The 12,225-nt window shown below is 68.8% G+C and carries 11 protein-coding genes; 6 read left to right on the forward strand and 5 right to left on the reverse strand.

Annotated features, from left to right (window positions below; genetic code table 11):
- Positions 1-113: 113 nt before the first annotated feature.
- The 4 genes from ACFYR3_RS19800 to ACFYR3_RS19815 all read right to left on the reverse strand — a co-directional run bounded on the left by ACFYR3_RS19800 (position 114) and on the right by ACFYR3_RS19815 (position 7,342).
- Positions 114-1,217: a CU044_5270 family protein gene (locus ACFYR3_RS19800; protein WP_355840822.1), complete on the reverse strand. Its 1,104-nt coding sequence runs from the start codon at positions 1,215-1,217 to the stop codon at positions 114-116.
- The gene (locus ACFYR3_RS19805) at positions 1,214-1,912 is read right to left on the reverse strand and encodes an RNA polymerase sigma factor (RefSeq protein ID WP_355840820.1); all 699 of its coding nucleotides are present in this window, start codon (positions 1,910-1,912) and stop codon (positions 1,214-1,216) included. Before ACFYR3_RS19805 ends, ACFYR3_RS19800 begins: the two co-directional genes overlap by 4 nt.
- Positions 1,913-2,074: 162 nt before the next feature.
- The gene (locus ACFYR3_RS19810; protein WP_355840818.1) at positions 2,075-2,677 is read right to left on the reverse strand and encodes a hypothetical protein; all 603 of its coding nucleotides are present in this window, start codon (positions 2,675-2,677) and stop codon (positions 2,075-2,077) included.
- Positions 2,678-2,746: 69 nt separating this feature from the next.
- Complete coding sequence (locus ACFYR3_RS19815) at positions 2,747-7,342, reverse strand: FtsK/SpoIIIE domain-containing protein (protein ID WP_389284051.1); 4,596 nt, start codon at positions 7,340-7,342, stop codon at positions 2,747-2,749.
- 277 nt (positions 7,343-7,619) lie between these two features.
- On the opposite strand from ACFYR3_RS19815, the gene ACFYR3_RS19820 reads away from it, so the two are divergent.
- Positions 7,620-7,925 (forward strand): WXG100 family type VII secretion target, encoded by a 306-nt coding sequence (locus ACFYR3_RS19820; RefSeq protein WP_078943692.1) that lies wholly within the window; start codon positions 7,620-7,622, stop codon positions 7,923-7,925.
- Between the two features lie 68 nt (positions 7,926-7,993).
- On the opposite strand, the gene ACFYR3_RS19825 is transcribed toward ACFYR3_RS19820, so the two are convergent.
- On the reverse strand, positions 7,994-8,686 hold the full coding sequence (locus ACFYR3_RS19825) for a hypothetical protein (protein WP_389284053.1): 693 nt from the start codon (positions 8,684-8,686) through the stop codon (positions 7,994-7,996).
- Positions 8,687-8,763: 77 nt separating this feature from the next.
- On the opposite strand from ACFYR3_RS19825, the gene ACFYR3_RS19830 reads away from it, so the two are divergent.
- From ACFYR3_RS19830 to ACFYR3_RS19850, 5 genes are read left to right on the forward strand one after another with little or no spacing between them, the layout of a single operon-like run.
- On the forward strand, positions 8,764-9,069 hold the full coding sequence (locus tag ACFYR3_RS19830; protein ID WP_356782188.1) for a hypothetical protein: 306 nt from the start codon (positions 8,764-8,766) through the stop codon (positions 9,067-9,069).
- Positions 9,066-10,349 (forward strand): putative T7SS-secreted protein, encoded by a 1,284-nt coding sequence (locus tag ACFYR3_RS19835; RefSeq protein WP_389284055.1) that lies wholly within the window; start codon positions 9,066-9,068, stop codon positions 10,347-10,349. The genes ACFYR3_RS19830 and ACFYR3_RS19835 overlap by 4 nt, the downstream gene beginning before the upstream one ends.
- 44 nt (positions 10,350-10,393) lie before the next feature.
- Positions 10,394-10,972, forward strand: a complete 579-nt coding sequence (locus ACFYR3_RS19840; protein ID WP_389284057.1) for a hypothetical protein — start codon at positions 10,394-10,396, stop codon at positions 10,970-10,972.
- Positions 10,969-11,637 (forward strand): hypothetical protein, encoded by a 669-nt coding sequence (locus tag ACFYR3_RS19845; protein ID WP_389284059.1) that lies wholly within the window; start codon positions 10,969-10,971, stop codon positions 11,635-11,637. The genes ACFYR3_RS19840 and ACFYR3_RS19845 overlap by 4 nt, the downstream gene beginning before the upstream one ends.
- Positions 11,634-12,197 carry a hypothetical protein gene (locus ACFYR3_RS19850; RefSeq protein WP_356782184.1) on the forward strand — a complete coding sequence of 188 codons (564 nt, stop codon included), beginning with the start codon at positions 11,634-11,636 and terminating at the stop codon, positions 12,195-12,197. The genes ACFYR3_RS19845 and ACFYR3_RS19850 overlap by 4 nt, the downstream gene beginning before the upstream one ends.
- The last annotated feature ends 28 nt before the right edge of the window (positions 12,198-12,225 follow it).

The following is a 12,225-nucleotide window of genomic DNA, read 5'->3' on the forward strand; positions in this document are numbered from 1 at the left end:
GCGGCGGCGCACGACAAGCACCGAGGCCCGCACGGTCCTGTGGCCGCCGTCCTGGGACGGCGGCCACAGGACCGTGCGGGCCTCGGTGGGCCTCAGCCTGTGGCGGTGGGGCCTCAGCCCTTCTGCTCGGGGGTCTGCTTCATGCCGTCGACGATCGCGCGCTTGGTGATGGCGCTGATGCCGCGGACGGTGCCGGGCTTGATGGCGACCCCGTCCTGGGAGACCGACTTGACCTGCACGGTCCGCTCGCCGAGGAAGACGTGGGTCTTCTTGTCGAAGATCCACTCCTCGCGTGCGCCGCTGGTCTCGTCCAGCCGCCCCACCGCGACGCCCGAGCGGCCGAGGGCGTCCTTGGCGTCGTTCACCACGACCACGCCCGGGATCTTCGCGGCGGCCTTGAACAGGGCCGAGTAGAGCTTCGCGGGCGGGTAGCTCTCGCCGAGCAGGTCACCGATCGTGGTGAACGCCTCCTGGTCGGGGGTGTTGCCCTGCGTCGCGGTCTCCTTGTAGATCAGCTTCAGCAGCTTGTCGGGGTCGGTGGTCAGCCGGGTCAGGGAGTCGTACGACGGGTGGTTCAGGCCGGCCTCGGGGGTGTTGCCCTGCTCGTCGGGCAGGCTCAGCGTCTCGCCCTCGGAGCTGTCATTGACGGCCGCGTCGATCAGCCAGCCCTTGGTGCCGTCCGCGGACCGCCAGATCTGGCGCCGGTGCAGCGCGTAGCTGGCGAGGCTGCTCTCGTCGCCGTCCGTCTTCACGAAGGTGCCGGAACCCTGGGACTCGACGTAGACGTACTGACCGGGCTTGACCGTGGGGTGGGTCTCCTCGGCCGCCGCCAGTGAGACCTGGTCGATCAGCTGCGGCAGGCCCTTGGTGGTCGTGGCGCCGACGGGGATGATCGCTGCGGGCCCGGTGGCGAGACCACCGCTGTGTACGCCGCTGTCGATCAGCATCGTCCCGGCGAAGACCGCGCCGGCCGCGGCCAGTGCCATCGCGGGTATCGCGAACGCCGGGCGCAGCAGGCGGAACCCTTGCGGCTTCGGCAGGGTGGGGGCGGCCGTCGTGGTGCTCGCGTCCCGCTGGGTGTCCTGCTGGATGTGGGCCATCAAACGCTCCTTGTGGAACTGGTGACGGCCCGCCGGGAGATCGCGCACAGTCTGGGGGAGGAGAGGCGCGCTCTCCTCCCACTCGGCCGGACTCTGCCGGGACTGGGTCGCTTTCATCGATTTCCTTCCGATACGGGCCGGATCGAGTGGATGTGTTCTCCTCTTGTCTGTCGATCCGGCAGGCCGAGTTCCCGATTTCCTCGTACGGGTTTTCCCGCGAGTTCTTCGGCGCGGTCGTCCGTGTACGGGACCGGCGCCGCCCGGGCGGCAGGCCGGCGGCCCAGTTCGGCCTCGGTGAGTTTGCGCAGCTTGGCGCGTGCCCGGGAGAGGCGTGAGCGCACCGTTCCGACGGCGATGCCGAGCGCCTCGGCCGCGGCCGTGTACTCCAGCCCCTCCCAGAGGCACAGCGTCAGGACCTCGCGCTCGGGTCTGCGCAGTGCGGCAAGCGCGCGCAGGGCGGCGGCGATACGCCGTCGGTCGTCGAGCCGGCCCGCCACCTCGTCGGCGTGGTCGGGCAGCGCCGTCTCGGCCTCCGCGGCGGCGTTCGCCGCGGCCCGGTAGCGCCGGTTGCTGCGATGGTGGCCACGGGCGACGTTGATCGCCACGCCCAGCAGCCACGGCCGCAGGCTGCCGCCCTCGGCGTCGACCCGGTCGCGCAGCCGCCACGCTTCCATGAAGGTCTCGGCCATCACGTCCTCCGCCGCGGACCAGTCGGCGGTGAGGCGGAAGGCGTGGTTGTACACGGCGCGTGCGTAGCTGTCGTACAGCTCGGCGAACGCGCTCGGATCCCCGGCACGTATCCGGGTACGCATGTCAGTGCTCACCTTCATTAACTGCCGATCCACGCACCCCGGGTTCCCGTGATCCGCGTCACACGGGGCGACAGGGATGCCGTCCAGCCGCCGGATGCCGGACGCCGGACGCCGGACCAGGGACGGCTCGGAGCGGAGACGGGAGGCGCGGGGGCGCGGGGCTCAGGCGGACGGGGTCTTCTCGCGGGCGTTCGCGATCCTGATGAGCACGGCGATCAGTGCGGCGGCGACGAGCACGGTCGAGAGCAGGCCGACGGCCCAGACATAGGGGTACTCGACGTGGACCCAGCAGGGGTTGCCCCGGCTGTGGCAACCGGAGTCCCAGTCGCGGTGGTGCTTGGGGCGGAAACTCGCGAAAAAGACCACCGCCCACACGAAGAGGGCGGCGACTCCGGGCAGGGAGGCGGCCACCCAGCCCAGCGAGCGGAGAGGGCTCCTCTTCCAGTTCATCCGAGTCAGGGTCGCGATCACGGCGGCCGACCCGAGTGGCAGGAGGGCACCGACACCGGCCGCGAAGCCGTATCCGCCGCCGGGCGAGGCGGGGGCGACATGGCCCCAGAGCTCGGATCCCCAGGTCCCGACAATGAGCGCGAACCCGACGAACGCCGCCATGGCGGCCAGCAGGAACAGGCAGCCGAGGAACGACTCCCCTCGGGGCGCCTTCTTCTTCACCTGCTGCCACGCGGACGGCCGCCGCCGCACATGCTCATAGCGCAGCGCCGCCCCCGCGGCCCTCCGCCGCTTCGGCTTCGCCGATCCGCTCACCGGGCCCGCCCCCTCTCCCTACTCGCCCTGTTCCACTTCCACTTTCTCTTGGTATCCCGGCCCGTCGGGTCACATCGGTGTCGTCACCGTCAGAGGCTCGCCGTCGCCGAGGTGCAGCAGGCCCTTGCCGGGGACGACCGGCCCGCCGACCATGCTCCGGTTCGTACGGATGCCGATCAGCTCGCCCGCGGAGGAGTCCTGCGGAGACAGCAGGATGCCGCGGCGGCCCTTCTTCATCTCGACCTGCCAGCCGGAGAACCCGCTGCACACGTCTTCCTCGTCACCGGCGATGACCAGTCCGAGGCCGCGTTCGGTGCCGCGCTGCACGATCCGCTTGAAGACCGTCTCGGCGTCGCAGTCCTCCAGGACCTCACCGTCGTCGACCAGCACCACGATCGGCTCCTCGGGTGTCGCCGAGTCGATGGCCTCGCGCAGGTCGTCGCTCTCGATGTCGTCCTCGTCGAAGACCTTCAGCACACCTTCCCGGCCGTCCAGTTCACGCAGCGGCGACGGACGCGGAGCGGCGACGACCAGGCGTACGCCCTGGGCCAGATACGACCGGGCCATGTTCATCAGCGTCGTACTGCGGCCGGACTTGGCCGGGCCCGCGACGACGAACGTCGGCACACCCCGGGAGAGGTCCGGGCCGAAGCCCATGATGTCGTCGCCGCCGATGCCCACCAGGCTCCACAGCCTGGAGCGGGAGGCGTCCGGGTCGCGCATCTCCCAGGCGTCGGTGAAGCCAATGCGGGTGGGTAGCACGTCGACCCGGAACGGGCGCCGGGCGCGCGGGAGTTCGGCGTCGCGCGCGGCGGCTGCCTCGCCGATCGCCGTGAGCGCGGCGGCCTGGCCCTGGCCGGTGGAGTCCTCGGTGAGCAGGGCGAACTGGGTCTCGGTGCCGTGCTCGTTGCGGTAGCCGCGGCCGGGCGGGATCTCCTCGGGGATCTTGCGGGCGTTGACGCCGATCAGCGAGAAGTCGGAGCGGTCGGCGAGCCGCAGGGCGTACTTGTCCTCGGTGAGCGAGCCGATCCGGGTGGAGAGGATCTGCCGGTCACCCGTCATCACCATGTGCAGACCGACGCTCGCCCCCTCCCGCATCATCGCGGTGAGCTGGTCGGTCAGATCGCCGTGGTCGTACTCGCCGAGCGTCGGCAGCCAGCCCTCCCACCGGTCGAGCAGCACCACGATGTGCGGGAGCCGCTCGCCCTCCGGCTCCGCGGCCCGCTGCTCGCCGATGTCCGCGAAGCCCTTGTCCGCCAACAGGTCCTGCCTGCACGTCAGTTCGCCCTTGAGGCGGGCGATCAGGCGGACCGCGCGCTCGGTCTGGTTGCGTCCGACGACGGCCCCGCAGTGCGGCAGCCGGGTCAGCGCGTTGAGCGCGCCGTTGCCGCAGTCGATGCCGTACAGATGGACGTCGGCCGCCGAGTGGGTACGGGCCAGCGAGCCCGCGATCGTCCGCAGGACCTGCGAGCGGCCACTGCGCGGAGCGCCGCCGATGAGCAGATGCCCGAAGGAGGCGAAGTCCACCACGACGGGCCGGCGGGCCTGGTCGGCGGGCAGGTCCTCGACACCGTACGGGGCGGGCGGCAGCTTGCCGGGACCGCCCGCGAACGCGGGCACCTGGACCTCGTCGAGCAGCAGGGTCTCGGAGAGCGCGGGCAGCCAGGGGCTGTGCTGGGGCGGGAGACCGAGGGCGTGGTTGGCCTCGCGCACCGCGTCGACCAGCACCTTGAGGTCGGTGATCTCCTCCTCCTCGCGCTGCTCGGCCTTCGGCTTGACCAGCGCGGCCCGCCCGAGGTCCGCCCAGCCGAGCGGTCCCGCCCAGGGCGCGAGCGCCGTCGGATCGGCGGCACCGGGCCGGCGGCCACCGACGCGGCCCGACTGGAACGGCACGAGCGAGGCGTGCCCGAGACGGACGTATGCGCGGCCCGGCGTGTTCTTGGAGATGTGCCCGGCCTCGGGGGAGTCGATGACATCGCTCGACTCGCCGCCGTCGGTCACCCGCAGCGCTATGCGGAGGTTGGTGTTGGCCCGGATCTCGGGCGAGACGACACCGCTCGGGCGCTGGGTGGCGAGCAGCAGATGGATACCGAGCGAACGGCCCCGCTGGGCGATGTTGACCAGACCCGTCACGAAGTCGGGCAGGTCGCGCACCATGGACGCGAACTCGTCGATGACGATGAGGAGTCGGGGCACGGACGCGTGCGAGGGGTCACGGCGTACGAGGTCCTGGTAGTCCTCGATGTCCTTGGCGTCGGCGGCGCCGAGGATGTGTTCGCGCCGCTTGAGTTCCGCGCCCAGCGACTCCAGGGCGCGCTCGACGAGATGGGCGTCGAGGTCGGTCACCATGCCGACGGTGTGCGGGAGTTTGACGCAGTCCTTGAACGCCGAGCCGCCCTTGTAGTCGACGAGGACGAACGTCATGTTCTCGGGAGTGTTGGCCACGGCCAGCGACGCCACGATGGTCTGGAGCAGCTCCGACTTGCCGGAACCCGTCGTACCGGCGATCAGACCGTGCGGGCCGTCGCGCCGCATGTCGATGCCGAACGGACCGTCGTACGACTCACCGATGACCGCCGTCGTCGACTGCCCGCCCATCCGCCAGCGCGCGCTGATCGCGTCGCCGGTCGGCGGTTCCAGTTGCAGCACGTCGAGCAGTCGGCTGGCACCCGGGAGGGCCGAGTCCTCGGTCTCGCCGCTGATGTCGCGCAGCGCGGACAGGGCACGCGCGAGCCGGGAGCACCAGGCAGCCGATACGAGGTCCGGCCGTACGTCCCGTACCCGCGCGATGCCCGTCTGCTGGACGCGCAGCCGTAGTTCGAGCGCCTTCTGCGTACCCGTGGACGAGTCGTCGGCCTCGGTGGCGTGCCAGGCGTGGAAGGAGGGGAAGCCGCCGGGGGAGGCCGGCGCGGCCTTGGCGGCCTGCTGCGCGGTCGCGTGTTCCTCGGGTCTGGGTTCCGCGATGACGATGGCCTGGCACTCGCCGGGCAGGAACCGCTCCTCGGCGTCCAGACAGATCGCGTACATGGACATGGCCGGGCCCTCGCGCAGCAGCCGGACCACACCCGGCATGGACCGCAGCCGTCTGGACCCGTCCCAGACGACGATGATGTCCGGATCGCTGAACGAGGCCTTGTTGCCGTTCTGCTTGGCGGCCTTCTGCCGGGCGTCGAGGAGCTGGGTCAGCTCACCGATGCGGGCGCCGACCGTCTCGGCGTCCGTGCCGATGAGGACGTTGGCGTCCTGGGCGCCGGCGGGCCTGCTGTGCGGCAGCCAGCGCACCCAGTCCCAGCTGTCCTGGCCGCTGTTCTCCGTCAGGACGTAGAACTGGACGTCCAGCGGGCTGTGCAGCACCGCGGTCTGCGCGACGGCCCAACGGCCCAGCGCCTGGGCCGAGTCACCGGGTCCGGCGATGCCGATGACACCGCGCTCCCCGAGCGGCAGGGCGACCGGCGCGTCCTCGATGGTCCAGGTGACCTGGCGCTTGTGGTCGTCCTGCTCCGGGTCGTCGAGCACGACCTCGGAGGGCAGCTGTCCGGTGCCGACCCGCAGCAGCAGATGGTCCGCGTCGGTGCGCCGGCGCTCCCACAGCCGGGTGCGCGGTCCGGTGCCCAGCGAGAGCACGGTCGCCGGATCGGGGACCGCCCGGCGCCGGTCGAGCCGCTCGGCGAGCAGCGCCTCCTGGGCGTCCTTCTCGATCCGCGCCTTGTGCTCGTTGTACTCCTTCACCTGCTTGGCATGGGACTTGCGCCCCTGCTTCTTGTCCATCAGGTAGTTGCCCAGCATGATCAGCGGGCTCATCAGAGCCATGATCATGTAGTACCAGCGGCCGAAGACCAGCACCATGACGATGGCACTCACCAGCGGCGTCAGCGCCATCAGCCAGGGCAGCGGCCGGGCTTCGTAGTCCCGTACGGGGTTCGGCAGCCGGAACTTCGTCTCACGCTCCGGCGGATGCAGCCGCGGCGGCCGGTTGTAGTCGAGTCCGGCGCCGTCGTCCGACCACTTGAGCGCGGCGTCGGGCGGCGTGTAACGGTCAAGCTGGAGAAGGGTGTTGCCGACGGCGACCTGGCTGCCGAGCGGCCACTCGTCGTCCTCGCGCGCCTCGAAGGGCTCACCGTCGAGGGTGACGCCTTCCTTCTCCCCCTTCTCGCCTCTCGCTGCCTTCTCTCCGTGCACGGCGACACGGCACGTTCCGTCCGTTGCAACTGACAACGTCAGCGCCCTTTGCGGAAGTTCGGGATCGTCGACGCGGATGTACGACGCCGCTCCGGAGCCGATGTCGTACCGGCCGATTCCGAGCCGGTGCACGGCACCGGCCGCCGGACCCCCGGCCACCCGCAGTTCGACCAGTCCGGTCGGCTCGCCGGGCAGGCATCCGGCGGGGTCGTGCAGGCTGACGACGGCACCTTCGCGCAGCGGCGAGGTGCCGATGGTCGCGGCCGGATCGACGGGATACCCGTCGACGTACGCGACCGGCGCGCCGCCGCCCGCGGCCCCCTGGTGGTGCCCCAGGGGAATGATCTGCGCGCCACCGCCGCCGTAACCGATGTGCTCCGCAAGCTCCTTGGCGATGTCCCCCACCGAGGACTCGGGATCCGCATCAAGAACCACGTCGGCGGTGGCGCCGCCGAGCGGGTCGACGACGGTCAGAGTCAACCGCACGTTGGTCCTCCCCCAGGTACCGAAGGCCGCTTCCGGAACGCGGGCCACAGTGCTCTCGACGATAGCCGCTCACCGCTTCCCGCAGGCAACGGCCCGTGTGAGGGAACCACGAAGGCCCGGGCCGTACACCGCCCTTGGTGCGGGCTCGTGACAGAACCGGGGTGTGCTGCTGCAAGCGTCGTAAGTAAGCTGCTTGCTCAATGCGGACGGTCGCACCATCCGCATCAGGAGCCACGGGGGTTGGCCCTGCGGCGAGTTGAAGCATGGAGGACGCCACATGGCCGGCGGCAAAGACGCAGACATCACTTACGAGAAGATGCGGCACGCTGCTAAGCGACTCGGCCACGAGAAGGAGAAGATGGAGGACAAGCTCCACGGCCTCGACAGCTACATCGACGGCCTCGTCGCCGACGGCTACACGACGTCCAAGGGCTCCCAGGCCTTCGACGACTCCTTCAAGGAGTTCACCAAGGGCATGAAGGACACCCTTGAGGGCCTCAAGGGAATGGCCAAGTTCCTCGAGGACGCCGCGAAGGCGTACGAGGACCTTGATGATCAGCTGGCCAAGGGTGTCAAGGGCTAGGACGGTTCGCGGTCAGTGTGCCGCTTGAGTGCGATGGGGCACAAGCCGTGTCCCATCGCACCGTCGTTTCAGACGTCGAAGACGCCGGAACCCGCGGCCCGCGACTGCCGCATCAGGTGCGTGTGGAGTTCGCTGCGCTGCTCTTCGGTGGTCAGCATCAGCCAGGAGCCGTCCGTGAAGAGCACACGCAACTTCCGGTTGTCGTACGCGGGCAGGGGGTCCTCGATGACCGCCGTACCCGCGGGGATCTCGGCTACGACGCGCATGCGGTCCTCCCTGCGGACGGACACGCGCTTGGGCGGGGCCGCCAGCACGATGCGGCCCTCCGTCAGCAGGACGAAACGTTGATGGTGGGAGGAATGTCCGTACCAGCGCAACAAGAACTGGCCCGCGGCCTTGTTCCAGTCGCCGTCGAAGGTGGCGTCGAGCCCCTGTTCGGCGATGGCCTTGTCCCGACTGTCGAGGTCCAGGTCCTCGGCGCGGGCACGGTCGCGCTCCTCCTTCGTCGACAGGAGGCGTTTGAGCGCCTCCTCGCCGGAGGCGAGAAGGCTGAACAGCATGGCGATGGGCATGAGCGGCGCGACGAGAACGGCGCCGAGCATGCCGAGCGGCGGCAGGAACGCCGGCCGCAAAGGTCCCTCTCCGGCGGCCTGGTGAACGCCCGGGGGAGGCTCCGGAATCCGGCCTATCGCGCACCACGCACCGGCGTCCGGAGCTACGCCGAGGCGGTTGCGTGCTGTGCGGTCGCTGCTCCTGGACAACGCGTCCCACCTTCCTCGCTGACTGCGGGGCGAAGTATCGCAGCAGTGTCTCATGTTCACGATGGGGGAATTCATCAATGGGTGACAAGACCGCTTACGACCTGGACCTGATCAAGGACTGTTCGCGTTCGCTGGGAAAGATCCACCGTGAGTTCGAGCAGCACGGAAATCCGGCGGACGGTTACAACGATGCACTCGGACATGGTGGTTTGAAGGATGCCTTCGATGATTTCGGCGGCACATGGAAGAAGACGCGCAAGAAACTCATGAAGGAAATAAAGAAGCTCGCCGAAGCCACGTCGGTCGCGGCTCAGAAGTATGAGGAGATCGACCACGAACTGGCGAAGGCCATTTCGGGAGCGAAGGGGAAGAGCAAGCAGTGAGCAGGCGATCCAGTGACTGGCCGCCCCTGTGGGACGAAGACCCGACACCGGGCGACCCCCACGAAGTGGCGGCGCTCGGGCGCAAGTTGCGCGAGACGGCCGAGATGATCGATGAACAGGCCAGAGTCATCAAGGCGTTGTCCTCCGTGGACGGGTGGGACAGCGATGCCGGGCGCGCCTTCAACGAAGTGGCCGACGGCGCGGGTGACCGGCTGAAGAAGGCGTTCGAGCGGTACGACGAGGCCGCGAACGCGCTCGGCGAGAAGGTCGTCGACGGGGAGTCGAAGGAGTTCGCCGGAGAGCTGCACCGGGCGCAGCAGAAGGCCGACAAGGCGCTGGCGGACTACCGGGAGGCCAAGGACGACCACGACCTGGCGGAGCAGGAGGTGAAGAAGTTCACGGACAAGCACCTTGTCACCGAGATCCCGGAGGCGGACAGGCCCGAATACGAACGCTGGAAGAAGAAGCAGAACGAAGCGCTGGGCAGGATCGGACAGGCGCGCAAGGAGGTGAAGGACGCCCGGGACATCTTCGACGACGCCGGAGACCGTGCGGCGCGGCACATCAGGGACGTTGTCCACCACGATGCCGTCCGGGACCCCGGCGGATTCATGAACTGGCTTGCCGACTGGGCGGATACGTTCTCCAACCTCTCGGCGATTTTCTCGGTGCTGGCGGTCGTCTGCGCGTTCGTCCCACCCCTGGAGTTCCTGGTGCCCATCTTCGCGACGCTCGCCGTCCTCTCCAGCGCCGCGGCTCTGGCCGGCCACGCCTACGACATGTCTGTGCGGGGCGGGAAGGTCAGCTGGCTGAAGCTGGGCACCGACGCCCTGGGCATCCTTCCTGGACTGGGGTCCCTCAAGGGCTTCCGGGCCTTGGTGGGCCTCAAGGGCGCTGCGAAATTGCGGGCGTTCGGGAAGCTCGGTACTTTTGGATCATTCAGAGGCATCGCCGCTGTGGACGGTATCGGCCACAACTTCCTCAATGGCCTGAGCGTGACGTTGACGAACAAAACCTTGGCCGGAGGGCTCAAGCTGGGCCAGAAGCTCGGTATTTCCGGCCTTCCGGAAAAATTCGTCCCCATGGGCGGCAAGGAGATCACGGCCGCCATCAAGGGAACCGGTCTCGCGAGCGCCCTGCACCGGATGTTCAGTGGGGAGAACGGAGGGACGACCGGATATCAGCCGCCCGCCCAGAAGCCCTCACCGACGCCGATGCCCACACCGAGCCCTTCCCCCGGCGCCTCGCCGAAGCCCTTCCACGCCGCGTTGGCCGCATAGCCCGGTGTCCGCGGTGGACACCGTACGAGAGGAGAAGGGCGCAAATGAGTGAGTCGAGCGACCTGGGGGAGTGGGAGTTCATCGGCCGCAGAGGTGGGGAGCCGGTTCGGCTGGTGCCCGGCGAGGTGATCGCCGCGGTTCCCGACGCGCGGAGGCTGGCCGAGGACGCGAACCGGGAGGTCGGATTCGACCTTCTGGACGACGGGGCTGTTCTCCGGATGCTGCGGCTTCGGCATCAGGACGAACAGGAGATGTTCAACGCCGGTTTCCGGACCGGGGTTCCGCTCGCACTCGTCGGTTTCGGAGCCACTGTGTACTGGGGCGGTGTGGCGCAGTACTGGGAGTCGAGCAGAGCTCAGTTGATCTATCTCTCCGTGACCGGAGCGGCTGTGTTGGTTCTGCTGGGCCTGTGGATTCGAGCCGCGCTGGCTCATTGGGGGGACCCCGCGCGGCAGAATCTGCGGGCGAGGGCTCGGAAGTACCGTGACGTGGCACATACCGCCCGTAGAGGGGGAGCGGACATTCCGGCCCACTATCCGCACTACGGTCCGTACCCCTTCGCCGCCACATACCGTCCCGACGCAGGCGAAGTGAGATTTCCTGATGGAGAAGACCGGTCATGACCGCGATATCAGTTGAAGGCGAACTCCGGAGTTCGGCCGACGAGAACGGCCTGGACGTCCGGTGGATCATGCCGGACGGCTTCTTCGAGATTCCGCTGGACGCGGAAGATCTGGACGAGACCGCCGAGCAGTTGATGGAACTCGCGCGGAGCGCGATGCCGGAAGCCGACTTCGACGTACAACTCCAGTGGGCCGTCATGTGTGCCGCTCACTACGACGCCTTCGTGGAAGCCGGAGTTCAGTACGCGGGGTTCGTTCTCACCGAAGTGGAGGGCGCACGGTGCACGGCCACGGTGACCGTGAGCATGATCGACCTCGACGCTCAGGCAGGGCCCAACCCTGTTGGATTCATGGGTTCTTCGTTGCGCCACCTCGGTATCGGGCAGGTCAGTGAGATCGAGCTGCCCTGCGGCCCGGCTGTCTGCTGCGTCGGAGACCGGAAGGGAAGCCTGGACGGCAGCCTCACTGCGTCGGGCGAGGACGAGACGGTCCGGACGTCCTTCATCCAGGTCCAGTTGCCGTTGACGAACGGGACTGCCGTGGTCCTCGAGATGGGCACTCCCACCTCCGAGGGGTGGGAGGTGTTCTCGTCCATGTTCGCCGGTGTGGTGAAGAGCGTGCGCCTGTTCGACATCGAGGGTGAGCCGGTCGTGATGCCGGGATGACGACCGGACCGGATGTATCGGCTCCGCCCAAGGATTACCGACTGCTCGTACCGCGCGAGTGGTTCAGGATCGATCTGGGCCAGGACCGCTGGCGCAGACAGCTGAAGACGTTCGTGGACCTGCAGGCAGCGGGCAAGAACGTACCGGCCCAGGCCAAGCAGGAGGCCTGGGCCGGCCTGCGCAACACGGCTGAGTCCGCGGTGGCGAACGGCGCCCTGGAGTTCTTTCTGCGGCCGGAGTTGGACGACGGCAGCATCATGCCCGTCTCGCTCATCGTGTCGCTGCTTCCCCATCCCGGTTCTCCGACGCCCAAGGATCTCCTGGCCTCGTTCGAGGAGATGGAGCACCGGAACGGGCGCGGTGCCGAGGTCTCGATCGTCGCTCTCCCGGCCGGCGAAACCGTCCGGATCCGCACGCGGACCACCCTGGACCTGTACGTCCATATGCCGGGAACAACCGGATATCTGGTCCTCGGGTTCGTCGTACCCCTCACCGGCGTCGTCGGTCCCATGGAGCGGCTGTGCACCTCGATCGCGGGATCATTGCGCTGGATCATGTGATCCACGTCTTCGGCGGTCTCGGTCGGTC

The sequence above is a fragment of the Streptomyces sp. NPDC005784 genome, from assembly GCF_042871525.1.
GTDB lineage: Bacteria > Actinomycetota > Actinomycetes > Streptomycetales > Streptomycetaceae > Streptomyces.